18 protein-coding genes and 1 tRNA gene are annotated in these 23,187 nt (G+C 51.4%); 12 read left to right on the top strand and 7 right to left on the bottom strand.

Annotated features, from left to right (window positions below; genetic code table 11):
- The first annotated feature begins 1 nt into the window (after position 1).
- The 7 genes from ACQK2Q_RS10380 (at position 2) to hsdR (ending at position 7,660) form a co-directional block, all read left to right on the top strand.
- Positions 2 to 856 (top strand): hypothetical protein, encoded by an 855-nt coding sequence (locus ACQK2Q_RS10380; RefSeq protein ID WP_425409672.1) that lies wholly within the window; start codon positions 2 to 4, stop codon positions 854 to 856.
- Positions 857 to 973: 117 nt separating this feature from the next.
- A complete protein-coding gene (locus ACQK2Q_RS10375; protein ID WP_425409671.1) occupies positions 974 to 1,180 on the top strand; it encodes a helix-turn-helix transcriptional regulator in 207 nt (68 codons plus the stop codon).
- Positions 1,180 to 1,629 carry a helix-turn-helix domain-containing protein gene (locus tag ACQK2Q_RS10370; protein WP_425409670.1) on the top strand — a complete coding sequence of 150 codons (450 nt, stop codon included), beginning with the start codon at positions 1,180 to 1,182 and terminating at the stop codon, positions 1,627 to 1,629. Before ACQK2Q_RS10375 ends, ACQK2Q_RS10370 begins: the two co-directional genes overlap by 1 nt.
- Positions 1,630 to 1,658: 29 nt before the next feature.
- Positions 1,659 to 2,687: a tyrosine-type recombinase/integrase gene (locus ACQK2Q_RS10365; protein ID WP_425409669.1), complete on the top strand. Its 1,029-nt coding sequence runs from the start codon at positions 1,659 to 1,661 to the stop codon at positions 2,685 to 2,687.
- A gap of 67 nt (positions 2,688 to 2,754) precedes the next feature.
- A complete protein-coding gene (locus ACQK2Q_RS10360; protein WP_425409668.1) occupies positions 2,755 to 4,200 on the top strand; it encodes a type I restriction-modification system subunit M in 1,446 nt (481 codons plus the stop codon).
- The gene (locus tag ACQK2Q_RS10355; protein ID WP_425409667.1) at positions 4,197 to 5,339 is read left to right on the top strand and encodes a restriction endonuclease subunit S; all 1,143 of its coding nucleotides are present in this window, start codon (positions 4,197 to 4,199) and stop codon (positions 5,337 to 5,339) included. The genes ACQK2Q_RS10360 and ACQK2Q_RS10355 overlap by 4 nt, the downstream gene beginning before the upstream one ends.
- A 14-nt stretch (positions 5,340 to 5,353) precedes the next feature.
- Complete coding sequence (gene hsdR / locus ACQK2Q_RS10350; protein WP_425409666.1) at positions 5,354 to 7,660, top strand: EcoAI/FtnUII family type I restriction enzme subunit R; 2,307 nt, start codon at positions 5,354 to 5,356, stop codon at positions 7,658 to 7,660.
- A gap of 97 nt (positions 7,661 to 7,757) precedes the next feature.
- On the opposite strand, the gene ACQK2Q_RS10345 is transcribed toward hsdR, so the two are convergent.
- The 6 genes from ACQK2Q_RS10345 to ectA all read right to left on the bottom strand — a co-directional run bounded on the left by ACQK2Q_RS10345 (position 7,758) and on the right by ectA (position 13,564).
- Positions 7,758 to 9,161, bottom strand: a complete 1,404-nt coding sequence (locus ACQK2Q_RS10345; RefSeq protein ID WP_425411145.1) for a sodium/proline symporter — start codon at positions 9,159 to 9,161, stop codon at positions 7,758 to 7,760.
- A 94-nt stretch (positions 9,162 to 9,255) separates the two neighbouring features.
- Positions 9,256 to 9,576, bottom strand: coding sequence for a hypothetical protein (locus tag ACQK2Q_RS10340; RefSeq protein WP_425409665.1), 321 nt, complete (start codon positions 9,574 to 9,576; stop codon positions 9,256 to 9,258).
- A 72-nt stretch (positions 9,577 to 9,648) separates the two neighbouring features.
- Entirely contained in the window at positions 9,649 to 11,094 is a 1,446-nt protein-coding gene (locus ACQK2Q_RS10335; protein ID WP_425409664.1) for an aspartate kinase, read from the bottom strand.
- Positions 11,095 to 11,269: 175 nt separating this feature from the next.
- Positions 11,270 to 11,662, bottom strand: coding sequence for an ectoine synthase (locus tag ACQK2Q_RS10330; protein WP_425409663.1), 393 nt, complete (start codon positions 11,660 to 11,662; stop codon positions 11,270 to 11,272).
- An 11-nt stretch (positions 11,663 to 11,673) separates the two neighbouring features.
- On the bottom strand, positions 11,674 to 12,972 hold the full coding sequence (ectB, locus tag ACQK2Q_RS10325; RefSeq protein ID WP_425411144.1) for a diaminobutyrate--2-oxoglutarate transaminase: 1,299 nt from the start codon (positions 12,970 to 12,972) through the stop codon (positions 11,674 to 11,676).
- Positions 12,973 to 13,030: 58 nt separating this feature from the next.
- Positions 13,031 to 13,564, bottom strand: a complete 534-nt coding sequence (gene ectA / locus ACQK2Q_RS10320; protein WP_425409662.1) for a diaminobutyrate acetyltransferase — start codon at positions 13,562 to 13,564, stop codon at positions 13,031 to 13,033.
- An 897-nt stretch (positions 13,565 to 14,461) separates the two neighbouring features.
- Here ectA and ACQK2Q_RS10315 point away from each other — a divergent pair.
- The 5 genes from ACQK2Q_RS10315 (at position 14,462) to ggt (ending at position 21,751) form a co-directional block, all read left to right on the top strand.
- Positions 14,462 to 14,538: transfer RNA gene (locus ACQK2Q_RS10315), tRNA-Arg, on the top strand.
- A gap of 607 nt (positions 14,539 to 15,145) precedes the next feature.
- Complete coding sequence (locus ACQK2Q_RS10310) at positions 15,146 to 16,834, top strand: hypothetical protein (protein ID WP_425409661.1); 1,689 nt, start codon at positions 15,146 to 15,148, stop codon at positions 16,832 to 16,834.
- Between the two features lie 29 nt (positions 16,835 to 16,863).
- A complete protein-coding gene (locus ACQK2Q_RS10305; protein WP_425409660.1) occupies positions 16,864 to 19,101 on the top strand; it encodes an AAA family ATPase in 2,238 nt (745 codons plus the stop codon).
- Positions 19,098 to 19,838, top strand: coding sequence for a hypothetical protein (locus ACQK2Q_RS10300; RefSeq protein ID WP_425409659.1), 741 nt, complete (start codon positions 19,098 to 19,100; stop codon positions 19,836 to 19,838). The genes ACQK2Q_RS10305 and ACQK2Q_RS10300 overlap by 4 nt, the downstream gene beginning before the upstream one ends.
- Positions 19,839 to 19,924: 86 nt before the next feature.
- Positions 19,925 to 21,751 (top strand): gamma-glutamyltransferase, encoded by a 1,827-nt coding sequence (ggt, locus tag ACQK2Q_RS10295; RefSeq protein WP_425409658.1) that lies wholly within the window; start codon positions 19,925 to 19,927, stop codon positions 21,749 to 21,751.
- 1 nt (position 21,752) lies between these two features.
- Here the strand turns inward: ggt and ACQK2Q_RS10290 are convergent, their stop codons facing one another.
- The gene (locus ACQK2Q_RS10290) at positions 21,753 to 23,180 is read right to left on the bottom strand and encodes a sensor histidine kinase (protein WP_425409657.1); all 1,428 of its coding nucleotides are present in this window, start codon (positions 23,178 to 23,180) and stop codon (positions 21,753 to 21,755) included.
- Between the last annotated feature and the right edge of the window lie 7 nt (positions 23,181 to 23,187).

Raw genomic sequence — 23,187 nt, 5'->3', positions numbered from 1 at the left:
CATGCCGACAACGAATGCCTTCGCCGATTTTCTTAATAATGACGCGTCTCAGCCAACGCCTTCACCCTGGCTTCAGGACACTGATAATCAGTTTTTAAACCACAAATCAGCTCTGCACTGGGCACGGCATGATTATTGGCGTCTTTGGGAAGCAATGTTGCTGATACTTGGTCTATCGCCGGAATACTATACACGACGCGATTCGCATTTTAATGAAAAACTATCCCCGCCCACGCTGAACGCCGGACTCGGTGGGCTGTTGCAACAGACCGAACTGGATATAGCACTGGAAAGATACTGCGCGCTACCGTCGAGCGGGAAGCTCGGCGATTGGCTGCATCTTTATGAAATCCTTCAAAGATCGGACCAGTTTACGAATGAGAAAGTCAGTCCAACTGAATTTCTTGCGTGGGCCAAGCTTAAACATTTCGAAGTCGATAAATTCATTGACGAAGCGATTGAGGCGATGTGTGGGTCGCTGCCCATTTGGGGATATGAGGGAATATGGAGCCATGACGATGCCGGAGTTCCTCGCTTTTCATATGACGGCCCGAAATGGTTGCGCGGCGTGGCGCCGTTAAACAAAGCCGAAGATGAGAATGAACCGGAAGCGCCGGTGGAAACTACAGTAACATCACTAGCTGATGTGCAAGACTTGAAACCGAAGGAGCGTGACAGCCTGCTCAAACTCATCATCGGCATGGCTGTGGAACAGTATGGATACGTTCCCGAGTCTTCACGCACCCACGCGACCGCCAATATTGAAACGGATTTGCGCACAGTGGGTGTTCCCCTAGATAACGGCACAATACGGAAATGGTTGCGTGAAGGGGCGGAATTACTGCCCAAAGCATAATTGTTATCGGAATTCCGATAGCTATTTCGGAATTCACACAGGGTTTTTCGGAATTCCCACTCAAGCCATTCGGGACATTTTAGGCCGTCTTCGTTTTTAGCAAGACGGAGAAGAATAGTGTCCGATGAATTCAAATTTCCCCAAACCGGATTTGTCCGGCTTAATCAAATCCTCGCGCCAGTTGGGCCAATCCCCGTTTCGAAATCGTCCTGGTGGGCGGGCGTCAAAGAGGGTCGCTTTCCGCAGCCGCAAAAGCTTGGCCCGCGTACGACGGTCTGGCGCGCCGAGGACATCCGCGCGCTTTACGAGAACGGAGCTTCATAGTGGCGAAGCGTTACAATGCGCGCGCCATAAAAAAGCACCGAAATTATACTGCTGAAGAACTCGCCGAGCTTTTGGACGCGCATCCCCAGACAATTCGCAGTTGGGTCGACAAAGGCCTTACTTGTCTGAATTCATCCATCCCGCACCTTTATATCGGCGCGCATGTACAGGCGTTTCTGACAGCGCAGTCGATCCGGAAAAAGAAGCCGCTGGAGCCCGACGAACTTTATTGCCTCTGTTGTAAGGCGGGCAAAAGTCCCGCTGGACTAATGGCTGATTTCATCCCTGACGGCGCCGGTGGCGGTCGTCTGATCGGGCTATGCCCGGAATGTGAAAATATCTGCAACCGCTTCACGCGTGAGGAAAAGATTTCACTCGTGGCGCCCAATCTCGCCGTGCAGCGTCAGGCGAAAGAGACGAGCCTAGAGGAACCCGGTGAAGCCGCCTGAAAGACTCAAACACGGGAGTATGATTGAACATGAGAAAATTCTGCGAAGAAAATGAACGGATCAAGCGCGGTTATTTTGAGTTCCTGCGTGAAGCGGAAGGCTTGAGCGAGCCGTCGATAGTCAAGGTCGAAGCGGCGCTGGTTCGGTTTGAAACATCAACTGGCTACAAATCCTTCAAGGCTTTTCATATCGATCAGGCGGTGGCGTTCAAAAAGTCGCTGGGGAAGGCGAAGCATCCCGAAACCGGTAAGCCGCTCAGCAAGGCGACAATCAGCGCGACATTGCGCACCGTGAAGGCGTTTTTCAAATGGCTGGCGTGGCAACAGGGCTACAAGAGCCGGATTGGAAAATCGGACTGCGAATATTTCAACCTGCCCGCTAAGGATGAGGCTGTCGCTCACGCCCACCGCGAAAAGCCCTTTCCATCGATGGAGCAGGCGCTCCACGCATTTCGAAACATGCCTGAAGGCGGTGAAATTGAGCAAAGAGACAAAGCGCTTTTTGCATTTCTTGTGCTGACGGGCGTTCGCGACGGCGCAGCGGCATCCCTGAAACTGAAGCATATCGACCTGATCGAAGGCGAAGTCATTCAGGATGCGCGCGAGGTCAAAACAAAGGCTTCAAAGACCATTTACACATGGTTTTTCCCGGTAGCCGCTGAATTCCGCGAGTGTTTCGAGCAATGGGTCGCGCATCTGCGTGAGGAGCCTCTATTCGGGCCGGACGATCCCCTGTTTCCGCAAACAGCGGTGGGCTTCGGCCCTAGCCGCCGATTTGAGCCGCAGGGGTTGAAGCGCGCCCACTGGTCCACCGCGGCGCCGATCCGCAAGATCATTGGCGATGCGTTCGAGGCCGCTGGACTTCCGCGATTCGGGCCGCACTCATTCCGCAAGACGCTGGTGCAGCTCGGCGAGCGTACCTGCAATACGCCGGAAGAGTTCAAAGCATGGTCCCAAAATTTGGGCCATGAGCAAGTGCTGACCACCTTCACAAGTTACGGCTCTGTCAGCCGTCACAGACAGGGGGAAATCATCAAGAGCCTGGGAGAAGCCGCCTGACTCTTGCCTCTTTGAGAAGTTCGCCGCATTTATCGGGGACAGGCATAGCGGGCTAATCGGGGAATCCATGTTCGAAAACGTCTTCAACAATATCGACCGCGCGCTCCGGACGGAGCAGGGGGTGGCGTCGGAACTTGACTACGCCGAGCAGACATCCTGGCTGCTGTTTCTCAAATATCTCGATGACCTGGAAGGCACGCGCGCCGACAAGGCCGAACTTGAGAGCAAGCCCTACACGCCGATCATCGAGGAGGGGTTTCGCTGGCGCACATGGGCGGCGCCGATAGTAGGTGGTGTCATCGACAAGGACGCCATGACCGGCGATGATCTGATCGCCTTCGTCAATGGAAAGCTCTTTCCGTACCTCGCGAAGTTCAAGGAAACGACCGAAGGCCCGGACTCCACCGAGTACAAGATCGGCGAGATATTTACTGAGATCATCAATAAGTTTCGCTCCGGCTATGTGTTGCGCGATGTGATCGATCAGATCGATGCGCTGCGGTTCGGCACGCAGGCCGAGAAACATGAGCTTTCCGATCTCTATGAAAGCCGCATAAAGCGCATGGGCAATGCAGGGCGCAATGGCGGCGAATATTACACGCCGCGCCCGCTCATCCGCGCGATGATCAAAGTGATCGATCCGAAAATCGGCGAGACGATCTATGACGGCGCGGTGGGGTCGGCCGGTTTCCTGTGCGAGGCCTACGCCTATATGCGCAAAGACGACATCAGCGCCAAAGATTATGAAACGCTGCAAAAGAAGACGTTTTACGGGCAGGAGAAAAAATCTCTCGCCTATGTCATCGGCATTATGAACATGGTGCTGCACGGGATTGAAACGCCGAACATCCTCCACACCAATTCCCTCAATGAAAATGTGATGGATATTCAGGAGAAAGACCGTCACGACATTGTGCTGGCTAACCCGCCCTTCGGCGGCGGCGAGCGCAAGGAAGTGCAGCAAAACTTTCCGATCAAATCAGGCGAGACGGCCTATTTGTTCTTGCAGCATTTCATCCGCAAGTTGAAGGCCGGCGGGCGCGCCGCCGTGGTCATCAAGAACACGGTGCTGAGCAATACGGACAACGCATCAATTGCGCTGCGCCGCGAGTTATTGGAAAGCTGCACGCTCCACACTATCCTCGATATGCCGGGCGGCACGTTTCAAGGCGCGGGCGTGAAAACCGTGGTGCTGTTTTTTGAAAAAGGCGCCCCGACGCGCAAGATCTGGTATTACCAGCTCGATCCGGGCCGAAACATGGGCAAGACCAACCCGCTGAACGACGATGACATGAAAGAATTCGTCGCGCTGCAGGGAACGTCAAAACAAACAGAAAAAAGCTGGAGCATCAAGGTCGCCGATGTCGGTGGCGAGACCTATGACCTCTCCGTCAACAACCCCAACGCGCCGGAAGAAGCGCCGTTGCGTTCGCCGGAAGAGATCATCGACGAACTGCTGGCGCGCGATGCGGAAACCGCGGAGATTTTGGCGAGCATCCGGGGGATGCTGTGAAAAAGGGATGGGAGGTCAAGCCGCTCGGTGAAGTGGTGAAAATCGTAAATGGTGGAACCCCAAAATCAAAAGTTAAAGAATATTGGGGCGGAAACGTGCATTGGTTGACACCAAAAGACATGGGGCAACAGACTGTACGCGAAGTGGCTGAAACGCCGCGAAAGATTTCAGATAAAGGACTGAATAATTCTTCGGCAAAACTTGTTCCAGAGCAATCGGTTATTCTTTCAACGCGGGCGCCAATTGGGCACCTTGCGATCAATACTGTCCCAATGGCATTCAATCAGGGGTGCCGAGGTTTGGTGCCAAACCCTGAGCTTGATTATTTGTTCTTGTATTATTTTCTTAGCGCCAATCGGGAATACCTAAACGAGCTGGGAAGCGGCACAACATTCAAAGAGCTTTCTGCTACTAATTTGAAGGCAGTCGAAATCCCGCTCCCCCCGCTCGAAGAGCAAAAGCGGATTGTGGCGGTGCTGGATGAGGCGTTCGAGGGGCTCGCCCACGCCCGCGCGAATGCAGAAGCCAATCTTCAAAATGCGCGGGACTTATGTGATGGCTACATTGCAGCCTTTCTTGAGCGGGGAAGCGAATTATGGCCAACAAAATCATTGAGTGAGATTTCGGAAAATTTGGACAGAAAGCGCGTCCCTATAACCAAGAAAGACCGGGTACCTGGAGACGTGCCATATTACGGCGCGTCGGGTGTGGTTGATCATGTGGCGGATTATATCTTCGATGAAGGTCTGTTACTCGTCTCAGAGGATGGCGCTAACTTGCTTGCAAGAAGTTACCCTATTGCATTTTCGATTTCCGGAAAATCTTGGGTGAACAATCATGCGCATGTCTTGCGGTTTGATGATCTGGAAACCCAAGAGTTTGTTCGGCTATATCTCAATTCAATATCGCTAAAGCCCTATGTCAGTGGAATGGCGCAGCCAAAATTAAATCAAGCCAGCTTGAATAAGATACCGATTTCGTTCCCTGAGTACGAAATCCGAGCTGAGTTTGTGGCAAATTCGGCAAACATTGTTAATGAAACGAAGCGCCTGTCAGATCATTATCAGCAAACATTGCTCGATTTAGAGCAGGTTAAGCAATCTCTATTGCAAAAAGCCTTTGCGGGTGAGCTGACCTGATTTAGCCTGCTTGCATGACTGCCGATGAAACAGAGGCGGAGACCCGCGCCGACCGCATCGACCCCGCGCTCAAACGCGCCGGTTGGGGCGTTGTCGAGGGCTCGCGCGTCCGCCGGGAATTGATCTGTCCGGGGCGCATCCAGATCGGCGGCAAGCGGGCGGCGGGCCTGCCCTGCGATTACGTTCTTTTTTATCGCGGCCATAAACTTGCGGCGCTCGAAGCCAAGAAAGTGAGCGCCGGTTACACCGAGGGGGTCACCCAGGCGAAGGATTACGCCGAGCGCCTCGGCGCGCGTTTCGCCTATTCCACCAACGGCGCCAAATGGTACGAAATCGACATGGAAACGGGCGCCGAAGGCGACATTCAGCCTTTTCCGTCTCCTGACGACTTATGGGCGCGAACTTTCCGCGAGGATAATGACTGGCGCGACCGCTTCGGCGCCGTGCCGTTCGAGGATGGCGGCGGCAAGTGGCAGCCGCGCTATTACCAGCATCGCGCCATCACCGCCGTGCTCGAAGCCATCGCGAAAGGCGACCGGCGCATTCTCCTGACGCTGGCCACCGGCACCGGCAAAACCGGTATCGCCTTTCAGATTGCGTGGAAGCTGTTCGGCGCGCGCTGGAACCTCTCCGGCGAACCGACGCGCCGCCCGCGCATTTTATTCCTCGCCGACCGCAACATCCTCGCCGATCAGGCGTATAATTCCTTCTCCGCCTTTCCCGCCGACGCGCTCGCCCGCATCAATCCCGGCGAGATCAAGAAGAAAGGCGGCGTGCCGCGCAACGCCAGCATTTTCTTTACGATCTTCCAGACCTTCATGACCGGTGAAGATGAATTCCGGTTTGAAGAATATGAGAATGACTTTTTCGATTTCATCATCATCGACGAATGCCATCGCGGCGGCGCCAAGGACGAAAGCACCTGGCGGCAAATCCTCGAATATTTCTCGCCTGCCGTGCAGCTCGGGCTCACCGCCACGCCGAAGCGCGTTCATAACGCTGACACCTACGCCTATTTCGGCGAGCCGGTTTACACCTACAAATTAAAAGAAGGTATCGAAGACGGTTTCCTGACGCCGTTCAAGGTTCGCCAGATGGCCAGCACCATCGACGAATATGTATACTCGCCCGATGATGAAGTGATCAGCGGAGAGCTGGAAACCGACCGCATCTATCGCGAGGCGGATTTCAACACCCAAATCGAGATCGAAGAGCGCGAGAAAAGCCGCGTCGTCGAATTCATGGGTCAGATCAACCAGCGGCAGAAGACGCTGGTCTTCTGCGCCAATCAGGATCATGCGGCGCGCGTGCGCAACTATATCAACCAGATCAAGGGATCGGCGGACCCGAATTACTGCCATCGCGTGACCGCCGAAGATGGCGACCGGGGCGAGGAATGGCTGCGGACCTTTCAGGATAATGACAAGACCATTCCGACGATCCTGACCACTTCTCAAAAGCTTTCCACCGGCGTTGATGCGCGCAATATCCGCAACATTGTCTTGATGCGTCCGATCAAGTCGATGATTGAATTCAAACAGATCGTCGGGCGCGGCACGCGTACCTTCGACGGCAAGGACTTCTTCACGATCTATGACTTCGTCAAAGCCTATGAGCATTTCAACGATCCGGAATGGGATGGCGAACCACTGGAGCCGGTGGCGCCGACGCCCCGGCCTGATGCGCCGTTGAAAGAACCGGAGGAGTTGGGCGACAAGGATCGGGAGTTTGAAAACGAGCAGCCCAAGAAGGTTGTCGTGAAGCTGGCGGATGGCAAGGCGCGGCAGATTCAATACATGGCGTCAACGTCCTATTGGTTAAGTGGCCAGCTCGTCAGTGCGCAACAATTCATCGATCATCTGTTTGGCGGGCTATCGTCTCTCGTTGTTGATGAAGATGCGTTGCGCAAAACCTGGAGCAATCCCGAAACGCGCGCTCGGTTTTTGGCGCAGTTACAGGACAAAGGCTTCGGCACGGGCGAACTGACGGATATTCGCCGCTTGATCGACGCACAGGACAGCGACCTGTTCGATGTTCTCGCCTATGTGCGGTTCACGCTGGCGCCCAAGGTGCGGTCAGAACGCGCCGATGGCGCCCGCGCCGCCGCACTGCCTTCGCACGAGGCGGAAATGCGCGACTTCCTCGAAAGCGTCTTGAAGGCTTACGAGCGCGGCGGCGTTGATGAGCTTGGACTGGATAGTCTCGGCACGCTGCTCACGGTAAAATACGGCAGCCTGAGCGACGCCAAATCGCGCCTTGGTGACCTTGCGGCGATCAAGAGTGCGTTTATCGGCATGCAGGCCGAGCTGTATCGGGATTAGCTGGGGGTATGATTGGGGGTATCAATGTTTTTTGAATTGAGAAATAATAATTAAATCAATTAGATGGGTTTAGTTTCCCATTCCGCCCCTGGCACCATTAATTCGTCGATTGATTTGGTTTGGACATCGCCCAGGCGATGGCAAGGCCCGCCAGAATGCCGGGCATGCCTTCATAGACATCGTTGTGCAGGCCGAGATAACGCCAGATGAACGCCACAAGAACGCCCACAGCCAGCGCGAGAATGGCGCTGGTTTCTGGTATGCGCCGGCGCAGGGCGTAAATAATCAGAAGCGGCGCGAAGGCCGAGGCCAGCGTCGACCAGGCGAGGATTACCAGGCTGAAGACGCTGCGTGTTTCGCTGACAGCTATAAGTAGCGCCAGCAGCGTCACCAGCGCGGTCGCCATCTTCAGCTTCCAGGTTTTCTCCTGCCTTTCTGGCAACAGATCGTGCGTCACGGCGGCCGAGCAGCTTAGCACCAATGAGTCGGCCGTAGACATAGTCGCCGCAAAAATACCCGCGAGAATCATGCCGATAAAAACATCCGGGAGAAGCTCGCGCGCCATAGTAGGTAAAGCAAGCTCAGGGTCGAGGTTGCCGAGTTCAGGAAGGTATATGCGCGACAGCATACCGACGCCGGTGGCCAGAGCATAAAATAGCGTAAAGTAACCATAATACCACATGCGCGTTCGCGTCATGTTGTTGGGATTATCAAGCGACATGAAACGCACCATTACGTGCGGCTGCCCGATGACAGACAAACCGGCGAACATCCAGCCGACGACAAAAAGCGCCATGCCGAGCGCTCCCGGAAACACGAGGTCTGAGGGAAACCAGTCAAGAAATTCAGGAACGGCGCTCATCTGTTCAATAGCGCCGCTAACGCCGCCGAGCCCTATTACGCCAACAGCAAACAGCAATGACATTGCAGCTAACATGACAATGGACTGAATGGCGTCAGTCCAAATCGATGCGCGAATGCCGCCAGCTGCGCTATATGCTAGGATCATGGCGGCAACGACAACGGCGCCCGTTTTAGGATTCCAGTCGAGAACGCCCTGCAGCGCCTTGCCGCCGGCGCTAATCTGCGCGGCGGCGTATGCGCCAAGAAACACAACCATGATGATCGCCGCGATACGCCGCCAGATTGCGAACGTCTGTCCTTCGTTCCATCTGGCGAGGACGGCGGCGAAAGAAGCCTCATGCGTGCGCTCTGTGGCTTCGCGCAATTTTCTGTGGACAAACAAGGAGGCGATAAAATCGCCGAGAATCCAGCCGCACATAAGCCAGAACGCCGCGAGGCCCGTCGCGTATGTGTAGCCTATGACGCCGATGAACATGTAGCCGGAGTTATTTGTCGCCACCGCCGAAAGCGCCGCCAGCCAAGGAGGAACCTCGCTCCCGGCGAGGTAGTAGTCCGTTCGGGATTTTTTTGCGCGAAACGCGGAAGCTAGTCCGACTCCAAGGAAGAGAACAAGAAACCCGAGAAAACTGGCGACGATCATCGGTGTTTCCTTATCTGCTCAGTAGAGCGTTGTGATTTCGTATCAATGCGCGCAATTCGCGCATTGACGACGTAAGGATGTAATTTCCGGTTTAATGTATAGTTCTCGCCGCCTCGCGGTTGTCCTGAATTTGTGTATTTTCAAGATCAAGCGCGATTCCCGCATTCATAGGTTCGGCGAGCTGTAATAGTTTGTTGTCGTCATCTTCATCCCACATAGCAAAAGCGAGAAGATGTGCTGTCGTATCGCTTTTTTTTGCGCGCATGAAAATAAACAAACCATCTTCATTCATGAAGTAGGTGTGATTGCCGAATGCGTTCTGCAATTTATCTATCGCGGCGTTATCCTGCGAGACTGCCGTGAGATCGGTTTTTTTCTCAACAGTTTTAATCTGAATTTTTGTCAGTTGCATGGAAACCTCCATTCATCTGATTGTGTGGGCATTTGACGGCTGTTTCAAGCGCGCCCGGAACTGCAATGACGATCACGCCGCATTTCGCTGCTTATTTTTTGGAGCTGTTTCCACGAGCGCATGGTGCAGAGCGACAACTCCCTTATCGTAATCGCTTTCATCAATGACAAATTGAATATCCACATGCCGCATCGGCTGCTGCATGCCTAACAATTCTACGCCTTCATCACTGAGTGCGGAAACCGCCGCCGCAGTAAGGCCAGACCTGTCCAAATCGCTACCAATAACAGACAGGATAGCGACTTTCCGCACGGCGATTGAGGCTGAAGGAAATTTCTCTTCCAAATCTGCGCTTACACGCCTGGCGGCTTTGAGAGAACCGTAAAGATAATGGGTAATGGTGTTCGCGTTGGATGACTTCGAAACGATAGCGACCCGGTGTCGCGCTAGCGCCGCTAGAATCGCCGCATCATACCCTTTCACGCCCACCATGTCTTGTTCAAAAAACTCTAGGGCAAGTACATTTTTCCGGCCGGTAATAATCTCAGCGCCTGGTTCGTCAGATATGTAGTCGCCGCTTATCACCGTGCCGGTATCGGATGGGTCAAATGTATTTTTTACTCGTAACGGAATGCCCGCCTGACGCAATCCTTTCGCCGCTTTGGGATGAATTGCTTCCATTCCCATATTCGATAATTGATCGGCGACATCGTAATTGGTTTTCCCAATTTTACGTACATTTTTCTCACCGACAAGTTTTGGATCAGCGCTTGATAAATGAAATTCCTTGTGAATGATCGCTTCGGCAGCATTTGTAAGCACAGCGACACGTGAGAAAGTAGCTTCCGTATAGCCGCGACCGTAATCGTGCATCATCCCGTTGCGGCAATGTGCGTAACCAGTGAGGATGGGCAACTCTTTATCAAGATTAATTTCACTCAGCGCATTCAACAGCCGTTCGTCAAGAGTTGGCGCTTCGTCAGCGCGCCAGCCGGTCAGGTCAACGAAAATAGCGTTCACGCCGTGTTTGCGCAACAACAGCGCAGTATTATGCGCGCTTTGCGCCTCACCAAGCGCCGACAGCATTTCACGAACGGTAGAGAGATGATCGTCAACACGAAAATGCCCGAAAGAGCAAAGCCGTTGTATGTCCAGCAAACAACTGCGAACGCCTTCAATGCGCTCCAGGACAAAATTGTCCGCAGCAGTCAAATCAGACCGGTCCTTGAACATATCAGCATTTATCTTGCGCATTTTCTGTCCAACCGCCGTCAGTGCGTCGCCCCAGGTCCAGTCAGACTCAGCACTCGCAAAATGCGCAAACACCCCCGGCTCGCCAGTTTTTTTGTTTTCGATCAATAGATCAGTTAAGCCGGAGTAGGCAGAAACGACGAAAATTCGATTGTAGAGGTTTCTTTCGTTACGTTTGAACAAAAAAATGTTGTCGAGCACCGCTTGCGTATCGGCAATAGACGTGCCGCCAATTTTTTCAACAGTATGAGGTTGTTTGCCGGACATTAAGCTATCTGACCTTTCAAGAAGCGCTTTTTCAAAAGGCCTCCAGTTTCTCTTCCCTTATTACAACGGGACAATGACACATTCGCCCGCAGAATAAAAATATACTCGCTATGTGTGTTGCTTGCAGACGCAGCGGCGCCGGAAAAAAACGCCGCCATGTGAAAAATAAAACTGATCAAACAGTTTCTTCAACGAGGGGATACGCCCCATCTTCGTTATGTACTTCTTTTCCAGTTACCGGCGGTGAGAAAACGCACGCCATTGTCATTTCTTCTGTTGCGCGAAGAATATGGCGGTCATGTTTATCCAGAGCATACATTACACCTGGATTTATCTCGTGCGTTTTTCCTTCATCCAAATCCTCTATGCTGCCTTTTCCCGATACACAGTACACAGATTCCAGATGATTCTGATAATGCATTTTCAGCTCGGCGCCTTTGTGTATAGTCGTAATATGAAACGAAAACCCCATACCGTCATCTTTCAGAAGTAAACGCACGCTACTCCATCCATCTGAATTAACACGTCGGTCAGTGTTTTTCGCAGTGTCGTAATCTCTTACAATCATGAGAACCCTTCTTACGCAGCTTCCTGGCTGTATTCTTTGGCGACGGTGTCTACTGCATCGCTTAATATATTCAAACCTTTGTCGAGTTGCTCGCTACTGATGGTCAGAGGCGTTAGACATTTGACGATTTCATCGTCGCCCCCGCTCGTTTCAATAATAAGGCCGTGTGCGAAGGACTCTTTGACAATTTTCGAAGCAATTTCCCCGGATTTTGTATTTAATCCGAGCATCATGCCGCGACCTTTAAGGCCAACAATCAGTGAATCATGTTTGTCTTTTATAATCGTCAACCGCTCTTCAAGGATTTTTGCTTTCTGCAAAATTTGTTTTTCGAATTTGTCATCACGCCAGTATGTTTCCAGCGCCGCTTGAGCAGTTACAAATGCATGACAATTGCCGCGGAATGTGCCGTTGTGTTCACCTGGCTTCCAGACATCAAGATCACGCTTAATGAGCGTCAGCGCCAAAGGCAGGCCGAAACCAGATATGGACTTCGCAAGCGTCACAACATCAGGCTTCAATTCGGCTGGCTCGAAGCTGAAAAATGTACCTGTACGCCCTATGCCGGCCTGGATATCATCCACAATAAAAAGCGCGCCGTATTTACGGGCGATAGACTGAATTTTTTTCAACCAGCTATAACTCGCGACGTTTAGGCCGCCTTCGCCCTGAACTGTTTCGACAATAATTGCGGCGGGAGCGTCTACGCCGCTCGACGGGTCGGAAAGTGTGCGATCAAGTTGCGCCGCAGTGTCCGCACCATCGCCAAAATAGTTATCATACGGCATATGCGTAACGTTACCGAGTGGAACGCCGGCCCCGCCCCGGTGGTGTCCGTTGCCAGTGCAGGACAAGGCGCCAAGCGTAACGCCATGAAATCCATTGGTGAAGGCGATCACATTTTGTCGGCCCGTAATTTTGCGCGCGAGTTTCAACGCCGCCTCCACGGCATTCGCACCGGTTGGTCCTGGAAACTGTACGACATAGTCAAGATTGCGCGGCTTCAGGATGGTTTGTTCGAACTCCAAAAGAAATGCTTCTTTTGCATCCGTTTCCATATCGAGACTGTGGGTTACGCCGTCGCGTTCAATATAATCGATCAACGCTTTTTTCATGACAGGATTGTTGTGTCCATAATTTAGCGACGAACACCCAGCGAGAAAATCTATATATTCTTCGCCGTTTTCACCTCTCACAGTCGAGCCGTTAGACGACACGAATTTCACGGGGAAATTGCGTGCGTAGCTCCGTACGTCTGATTCGCGACGTTCGAAAATTGTTCTATCAGTCTTGGTTTCATCAAAGGCCATTGTCTTTTCCTGCCTTGTTTGTGTGAATTCATCGTTGCTCATCAATGATCATTCCGTATTAGAAGGGACCAATCGTCACCATGTGCTCAGTGTCGTGATGGCCGTTAAAGTGACGGCCTTTCTCGAAAAAAGGTTCATCGCAAATTGGCGCCGATTGAGATTGGGCAAATGACGAAAATAACCGCCACGACGCCGTGTTATCCTTTGTGATTGTCGTTTTCAGGGTTTTGACCCCTGCAACAGCCTCCAAGGTGAGGAGGCGGTTAAGCATTCTTTTGCCAAGGCCTTCGCCTCTAGCCTCTTCTGATACGGCGACCTGCCAGACAAATATTGATTCGTGATCGGCAGGCGGCCGGTATGCGGAGATCCATCCAACAACTTTTTCGCTTCGCTCAGCTAGTACGCATGTATCTGCAAAATGAGAGCATTGCAGTAAATTGCAGTACATAGAATTTTGATCAAGCGGCGGGCACGCCGCGATCAGATTCCAGACACGTACGCCGTCTTCTGAAGTCGGCGTACGGAATGTTATTTGCGCTGTGCCGCGCACTGCGTCGTTAGCGGCGCGAGGCGCGTTTTTAGATTCGGTCATTCTTCGATTGTTTTAGCTGCCAAAAGTACTTAGATAATCAAAAGAAAATGTCAACCAACAGGCAGATGCTTTCAATCTTGCCCCCCGTATAATGGTTTAATTCTGCCATATTAACAGGAAAAATCGACCTTAGTTCCATTCGGCGACTGAAAAAAGCCGGATTGTTTTTTATTCGGCAAAAGATATTTTCGCTGTTTCGTGAGGCGTTGAGTGCAATATTTGATACTAAAATTTTTGGTGTATTAACTGAAACTGTCAGCTAAATATGAACGATCGCCCAGAAGCTGCACTTGTCGCGTTTTGTCAGATATTGCGCGCCATTGAATTCAATTCTAGAAGCATTGCGCGCGCGTCCGATTTGACGCCTCATAAACTCCTGTTCATCTACAGTCGGCTACAGGTAACGCCAATTGAAATTGCATTTAACGCGCCCCTGAAACAGGCGATCGTTACCGCACTGTTTGATCGCCACGAAGCCAAAACGATTATAAAACGCGTAAAGACATTGTGGACGGAAGGCGCGTCCTTGTTACGTTTATGGTGCGTGGAAATGAGGCGCTAGACGCCGCACGGGAACAGTCGTCAATGTTTAGATCTTTGGAACGTGTCACAGCACTGCTGGGTGCAGAGTATATTGAAGCGGGGGCCGGTTCCGAATTTTGGCTCTCTGGGTGAGCTGCAACTTAAGTACAGCTAGGCGCAATGCTATATCGCGTGCGCAGTTTTGATATTTACGGCCGTTAAACTGCACACGGCGATTCCAGTGTCGCTGGTAAAAGTGTCCGGCCAGCGTATCTTATTGAAAATGAAGAATTTGCAGGGATGCGGTATTGCCGCTTGCAATTTCCTCACGCATGAGGTTAAACCCGCCGCTCGCGGTCTTTTGGCGGCGGATACGCACCCGTAGCTCAGCTGGATAGAGCACCAGACTACGAATCTGGGGGTCTGAGGTTCGAATCCTCACGGGTGCGCCATTTTGCTTATATTACCGGGACACGGCGGAATAGGCTGTTGGACGCGATAAGTATCATGGAAATTGTGTCTTACTCAGCTCAGCTTGATTGCCGGTAAAACCCGAGATGTGTCTATTAAGATTGTAAATCGGCCTGTCTTCGGCATTGTTTCGTGCTTATCCCCACCTGTGCATGAATGCATTATAAGCGGTAATTCCTTATAGGGGAGGGAAGCCGTTAGAAACGTCATGCTGGTTCCTCTGGTCGAATAAAGCTGACCGAAACTAAATATAGATTACGATAACCACAATGTTTATTCTAAATATGTATTACTACCCTGGCGAGCTGAAGTAATCGATGTGATTCGACAAGGCGGGCGACGGCTATTTTGAAGATACTCTTGAAAACAGCGATCTTAAATAACATATTTCATCAAGGGAAAGGAGAGTAGAATATATCTCTTCATAACGGGGCGGACTCCAATAAAAGGATAGTTTGCATCAATGCGGCGCGTAAGTCCGCTTGCCCTTAGCGTCGCAGCATGCATCATCTTGCCGTGAGCAAACCGACTCCATTGTCGAAACGGCTAAAATGGAATCTGAAGCAAATTGGAATAGGGGGCCTTGTGATGGCGTCAGATGAGAACATCAGCAATCGATTTGAAGCCGTACGCGCCCGTTTGCGCCAGACACAGGACGAAACATCCGTAAAGTCTGAACGTCGTACAAAAAATCGGATCAGCAGAGCTTATGAGGGCAAGCAAAGCACGAAAGCGGAAATCGAAGATACTGAAGCATTCAAAATACTGACGGATGCAACGCTTGATCCACAACAAAAGATCGAAAAGCTGACAGCATTATTGACATTCAACGATGAAGACATTGATGGAAATGTTCAGCGTCTTAACGAAAACCGCGCTATTGTCGCCGCACTCCTTGCCGACTTTACCCGCCACAACAAGGAAAGTATCGAACTTGTTCGCGACAATCCACTTTCGCATTTGCGCACCGGCATAAAAGACGTATTTGAAGAATATCATACACTTGTTGGCGATCGTGCAGACTTAAAAGCGAAGCTGGAACTGATCGACAAATTGATTGATGAAAAAGGCGGACCTCAGGGGTTGATCGACGCCATGCTCGCAGCGCGCGACAAGGAAGTTGAGAAGAACGCACTTGAAAAAGCGCTTAATGAAGCGACGGGCGCCGTTGAACAATTGAATGGCGACATTGCCGGTCTCACCGCAGAAGTAGCGACGCTGGCGCGCGCCATTGAGGCCGATGAAAAAGACCCGCTCTTGTTTTTTAAAGGCGAGAAAAAGAAGCTGCTGACCCGCCGTCGTGAGTCCGTGACAGAAAAAGAAACATCAATCGAAAAGAAGCAGACAACATTGGCCCATGCCCTATCCAGTCTCGAAGAAAGGACAAGTGATTATCAGGCGTTCGTCGATACGGATGCATGGCGCATCAACGAAAAGATTCTGGAAATTCTCGATATCGGCAATGAAGAATTCATCGAAAGGGTCAAAGCGCTTTCCGATATCACGCTCAGCTATATCGATAATACTGAAGAAACTCTGAACGGCGTTCGCGACCAATTGGAAGCTCTTCTGCAGCGCGTAATTGGCGTGCATACCCTCACGCACAATACAAAAGAAAATGTCGCCATTATGCTTGACGCGCAGCGGAACGCGCAAGAGGGCAATGCGCAAATGCTGCGTGCTTATGACGGTGAAAGCCAGGCGAGCGGCCTAGACGCGCTAACGCGGGAAAAAAAGAAAAGAGCCCTCAATCAGCATGTTTCTGCGATCGATAAAACAATTCAATCTACTGCCGCAGTATCTGGCGAACTAGGCAAAATTGAATCCAGCCTGACGAACTTCAAGGATCAGATGGAAGAAGGTCTGGCGGACGCTATTGAGCAGCAAATGCTTGCCGTCGGCAGCGCCGCTGTCAGTGGCAACAATACGTTGATGCGCGTGGAAGGGCTTGCGACTTTTGTTCAGTCTGTCATCACCAAAGGACAATATACAAAAGAATCGGAAGCCGCTTTAAGCGAACTCGCCAAAGAAATGGAACGCGCGCTCATGGGGCGTATGGCCAAAAATGCATCCATAAGAGATCTGAACGCCGCGCTAAAGGAAATGGCTGATTCAATTGATGTGAAAAACGATGTCGTACTTGAAATAGCAGAAGAGCGAAAAGCTTTGATTGATAAGCTCATCGCACAGTCAGAAAATCTTGCGCGCGCTAACGAAGAAGCACTTGCCGTAGAAGCAACAGTCAACAAGAAGCTATATGCGCCGGAAGATGAGTAATCCTGCTTTTTTGCAGGAAGCCAAAAATTTTGGGCGATCGTGAAATGGAAAATAAGCTGCTATTCGACCTTGAAGACTACGTCTCGCTCATCGAGCCCGACTTCAACTTCGTGGGCGAAGGCGATATTGAGAAAATTTCGAGCATTCTTGGCCAAAACCAATACTCTAATTTGCTCTATGTCGGCCGGTCGGGTGTCGGAAAAACCGCCAACCTTTATGGCATAATCCAGAAAAAAAAGAAGACAATAGAAGGTACGCTAGAGGCAAACGAAAAACGGCTGCCCCTGCATATGATCGACAGGCGATTCTTGCTGCTTGACACCAATACGCTCTTCGACAGCAATGATCCGCAAAAAATTGAACACAGCATCAAGCAGGTTTTTGCCGAACTAGACAAGCCTGGTGATCATGTTCTTGTCGTTGAGGACGGCAATGATCTCCTAAAAGGTATTGAGGACAACCAATGTCACGGGTTGATTTCTATACTGGTCCGAGAACTAAAAAAACGTTCTTTTCACTGTATATTGATGGTGCGGGATGAACCCGGCAAAAATAAACTCGGTGCTATCTTAAACTGCCATTCCGATATTGCCGAACTCTTTAGCGTATTGCAAAAAGCTCCGCCTGGGAAAGATGATATCAGTGAAATCATGGCGCGAAGTAATTCTTCGATTGAGCGGCATTTTGATAATTTGCGTATAAGTGACGATGCAAACCGCGAGATTGTGAATTTAACGCTCCAATATCCAAATTTGTCAATTTACATGCGTCAACAACCAGCGCGTGCGCTTCGGATTCGTGACCGGGTTGCAAGCCAGTTTGTCTCTCGCCGTCAAGCGCGTCCTTTGGAGCTGGATGCGCTGGAAGCGGAACTGGCGGCGACTGACAAAAGCGATGTGGCTCAAATCAGCGCGATACAGGTAAAAATCGATGAAATTACTACGGTCTGGGAAGCGCGTACGCGGGCTCTCGGCCAAGCGTACCTTGAAAAACGACGGCATGAACGCGGTCTGGAGGAATTACATCTCGAGCTCGCAAAAGAAGTAGAAGAATTGCGCTCGTCGTTCGCAAAATCGCATGGCCGAGAACCCGCTGAGCGTGATCTTGCGGCGCATAAAACGGTAGAGATAAGGGAAATTGAAAAATATCTTCGCGAGACAGTCCGCCTTCTCGAACAAGCAGACGAGAAAGCGCGCGCCGTTCGCAGTGAACATAATGAAGAACTGGAACTGAGTGTCGCGGATGTGCGCTATATATTCAGTGAAATGTCCGGTATTCCGACAAAAGATCTCAATGCTGATGAGGCGACGCGAGCGCTAGGCTTAGAAAACCGGTTGAAAGAAAAAATTTTCGGTCAAGATGACGCCATATCGACAATCGCCGACGCTGTGTTAACGGCCAAGGCAGGGTTGAATAATCCCGAAGCGCCGATCGGCTCGTTCATTGCCGTCGGCTCCTCCGGTGTCGGTAAGACATATTCTGCTGAGTGCCTTGCGGAAGATTTATTCGATGATGGCGATGCGCTTACCGTTTTCGACATGTCGGAATTTATGGAAAAACACACTGTCGCAAGATTAATTGGCGCTCCGCCGGGTTATGCCGGTTATGGTGAAGGCGGTATGCTGACCAATAGCGTGCGAAGGCGACCCTACCAGGTGATATTACTCGATGAAATCGAAAAGGCGCACCCGGACGTATTTAAAATTTTACTGCAACTGTTGGATAAAGGACGATTGAGTGATGAGCTCGGAACAGTCGATTTCAAGAACACACTGTTTATTATGACAACGAATCTGGCGGCGCATTTGAGTTTTGATCATAATCGTACGTCCGAGAATTCAAGCGAAGACATTAAGAGCGAAATCCGCAAGATTTTTCCACAGGAGTTGATCAATCGAGTTGACGCTTTTCTCCTTTTCAAAGCGCTTAATCCTGCAGATATTGAACGTATCGTGAAAAGGATGATCGGTAAGAAAAACGATAATCTCAATCGACAGAAGAAAGCGATTAAGATCGCTCTTCCCGACGCGGATATCGCAGAAATAGTTGAAAGAAAGTATCGTCCTGAAGAAGGCGCCCGGCAAGTGCAGAAATTTGTCCAGAATAATCTTATTAACCAGGCGGCAAAAATTGTGCTCTCGCATTCCGGCGAAGCGAACGGCGGCGTTATCAAAGCGGCGTTTGACCCTGTGAGTGACAGTTTTTCCTGGCAGTTTAGCGCGGCGACCGGAAACGATGCTGCGGAAGTTGCGCAGGCGGCTGAATGAACAGCGGTCGGGATCAATCCCTGAAAGCTGCCCGGGACGCATTAAAAAAAGCGCAGCAGACAAAAGCAGGCGGCGAAAAATCAGCGAGACAAAACGACATTACCAGCAAGAAGAGCGATTTCCCAGGCGGTCGTTTGCTGGCAAAAGCTCTTGGCTTTTTTGACACACTCTGGAATGTCTGGGCGCGTCCGTTTACGCGTTTATTCAATCCGATAACTGACCGCGTCTGGCAGTTTTATCGCTGGAGTTACAGCAGTTTTGCGTATGCTCGTGACGAAACGGGCGCGGTTGCCCTGTCACGTAATCGCGCAATCATTGTAACATTTCTTTTGGCATTTATCACCATCACAGCGCCAGTCATCATAATACGCAACGGTATTCCGTTACTCTCGCGTACGGTTTATGACGCCGGCATGCTGGTGACTATGAAAGAAGACCGGCTATTTCTGGGACGTGCTGAACTTATCGATACTGAGGGGCGACTTTACCAAGTTATGGGTTGCCGCGACATCAGCGGGTGCGACGGCGGCGACAACACTACGTATTATCGTCTTCGAGATAACGTTATCCTCGATGTAAAATACTGGATCACGAGGTTCGAACCTTATGACCCGGCGGAAATCGCCGGCGCTATGGTGAGCGAGTTAAATGATTGTTCGATTCGTTATTACGGCAGACGATCAAAAGCGCTGGGCTGGTATCCCTACATAGTTAATGCATCTTGCGTTCCCGTTTAGCAAAGAGTGCGACGGGGGGGGGTCGAAATGATTGGCAGGCTCGCGTATGTAAGCTTTGAAAAATCAGGCGCGAGGATAAAAAGGCTATGGTTGGTCGTACAAGGCATATTATTTGGATCGTAGTACTGGCTTCGTTGACGTCGTCGTGCGGGCGTGAAGATGCATCTCAACCTGCGCCTGAAGAAATAACGCCTGCCGACTCAAGCGCCGCAGGTGAAGTTGAAGAGCATGAAGTCAAAAGTTGGTTTATCGCAGCGGCAAATCCGTATGCTGCGGAGGCAGGCGCCGAAATCCTTAAGAGCGGCGGGTCAGCGGTAGATGCGGCGATCGCCACACAGGCTGTTCTGGGGTTGGTTGAGCCACAATCATCGGGTTTCGGGGGCGGGGCGTTTATGCTGCATTTTGATCCCGAGACTTCCAATCTTGTAACATATGACGGTCGCGAAGTAGCGCCAGCTTCCGCAACGCCCGACCGGTTTTTGACGGCGGCGGGCGAGCCCATGAATTTTTACGATGCAGTAGCCGGCGGTCTTTCAGTGGGCGTGCCCGGCGCCGTGCGCATGCTGGAACTCGCTCATAACGAGCATGGAAAGTTACCGTGGCGCGAAACGCTTAGTCCCGCTGTTAGATTGGCGGAAGAAGGCTTTGAAGTCTCTCCGAGACTCAATGGATTGCTGACGCGTATTCCGAGGTTGAAACAACTCCCTGCAGCGGCGGCGTATTTCTACAGCGACGACGGCGCGCCACACCCGGTAGGGCACGTACTGAAAAATCCAGTTTATGCGCAAAGCGTGAAAATGATCGCTGATGAAGGCGCTCGCGCGTTCTATGAAGGCCCGATTGCCCAGGCGATTGTTGAAGCGGTGAACAATGCCCCAAATCCGGGCGGTATGACGCTTCAAGACCTGGCCGGTTACGAACCGGTCAAACGCGATCCTGTTTGCAGCGATTATCGAACCTATCAAATTTGCTCTATGGCGCCGCCCAGTTCGGGTGGCGTGACTGCGTTGCAGATTCTCTCCTTGCTTGAGAATTTTGATATGACCGGCGCCGGCGCCGGCTCGATTGAAGCGATACATCTGTTGTTTGAGGCGAGCCGTCTCGCTTATGCAGACCGCAATCAATATCTGGCCGATAACGACATGCTTTCCGGAGAAGAAGGGCTGTCGCCGCAAGCTGTTATTGCCGGCCTTTTAAATCCCCCTTATATCCAGGCGCGTGCGGGGCTGATAGATGTCTCCAAGGCTGCGCAGACAGTTAAGCCGGGGGATCCGTCAGCGTATGAAATTGAGGGATCGGTCGGTGAATGGAAGAAATACGGCGCTGACGCTTCTCTCGAGCCGCCCTCAACCAGCCACTTCGTCATCGTAGACGGTGACGGACGCGTGGTGTCCATGACGACCACGGTTGAGTTTGCATTTGGCAGTCATATAATGGCTGCAGGCATGATCTTGAATAATCAGTTGACTGATTTCTCGTTCCTGCCTGAACGAGATGGACGTCCAGTGGCGAATGCGGTTGCTCCTGGTAAGCGGCCCCGCAGTTCCATGACACCGGCGATTGTATTCGATGATGAAGGCGCTCTTTGGTCGGCGGTTGGTTCTCCTGGCGGCCCGGCGATTATTGGCTATGTCGTAAAAACCCTGATCGCGATGATCGACTGGAATATGAATCCACAAGAAGCGATAGAGTATCCCAATGCTGTATATCCGCGGGGCGAACCCCTGCTTGAAGAAGACGGGTTTGAGTCTCAGATTATTGAAGGTCTTAAGGCGAAAGGCCATCAAGTTCAGGTGAGAGGTTTAAACAGCGGCGTTCATGCGCTCAAAGTCAATCCGGACGGAACGTATGAAGGGGGCGCCGACCCGCGCCGCGAGGGCATTTGGCTAACAGGTGTTGTTGAAGCGGAATGACTTATTGCGTTTGCGGCAATGTTATTAAAAAGACAGCGCCTGCAGGACCGCTTTTTTCAAGCACAAGCTCGCCACCGTGAGCGCGAACAATTTCTGCGGCAATAGCGAGGCCCAGACCTGATCCGCCTGGTTTGCGCGAACCCTTGAATGGCTCAAAAAGGTCTGACAGGGCGTGTTCCGGTAAACCCGGTCCGGCATCGATCAACCGTATTTTGACGCTGCCGTTCTTTTTAACTGCGCTTATGGTAATCTTTCCTACAAGTTGGACAGATTCTGCTGCTTCTACAGCGTCCGGCGGCGCCATAGCTTCGACTGCATTTCGCACGAGATTGAACAGCACGCGATATAGTTGTGTTCGATCTGCGATTACCGGAAAGTCATCGGGCACTTGATTGTCGGCGAAGATATACATCGCAGCCGTATCCTCGAAAATTTCATCAACAAGCGAATACAGATTGAATTCGGATTTATCGAGTGATTTCGGCTCCATCTGGCCGAACGCCAGCGTATCGCGGCTCAGGGTAATCGCCCGGTCCAGCGCCGAGAGTAATCTGGGACTTAGTTTACGCACAGCGGGATCGTCTGATTTTGCGAGGCGGTCAGACATGAGCTGTGCCGATGCGAGAATGTTGCGTAAGTCATGGCTAATCTTCGATATGCCAGCCCCGAGTGCTGCAAGGCGCCGGCGTTCATTCAACAAATTGAGGACGCTGCGTTGCATTTCAGAAAGGCTCTTTTCAGCCGTTCCAATCTCATCATTCCGCGGCGTTGGAACGAGTATGCCAACTTCGCGTTCCGGGTTGGACTGAAAAGCCATAATGTTGGCTGTCAGGTTCTGCACTGGCTTCACAATAATACGATTTAAAGCCCAATAAACGAGGCCGGCTGTAAGGGTCGAGATAATCAACGACAAGGCTAGGATATTGCGGGCGTAAATATGTAGGTCGCGGCGCAAAGCATCTTGAGATACGATGATATCGACATCCTGATCAGGTGAAAACCTAGGCGAACCCGTCGCTTGTATAAGGCGATCGCCTTTTGAAAACATGACGCCCCATGCTTCGCCAATCAACGTTAGCGGATCTCGGTCATCAAGCCAGACTTGCCTGATATCAGGCGAGCCATGCGGATTGATTTCCGGCGCCAATATCAACATTTTCATATCATTGTCTTTGATCGTGACGCCTAGAATGTTCGCCGTTGAAAAAAGCTGCCGCAAGACTGTTTCATCGATAGGTTCCTTGCGTGGACCTTCCAGCACGAGGCTGACGAGGTAAGCTTCTTCAATGCGCATCGCAAACCAGTCGTAACGCTGTTTTGCAATGGAGGGTACGAGCACCACGAACTCGGCAATAAACACAAAAAGAATTGTTAGTACTAATAATTTTGTGGAGAGCGAACGGTCGGCAAATGTTTTCGTTGGCAACATCACGCAC

It is taken from the genome of Hyphococcus sp., from assembly GCF_965228385.1.
Classification (GTDB): Bacteria; Pseudomonadota; Alphaproteobacteria; order Caulobacterales; family Parvularculaceae; genus Hyphococcus.
Note: the sequence above shows the minus strand (reverse complement) of the source record. Positions and strands in the feature narration are given on the sequence as shown.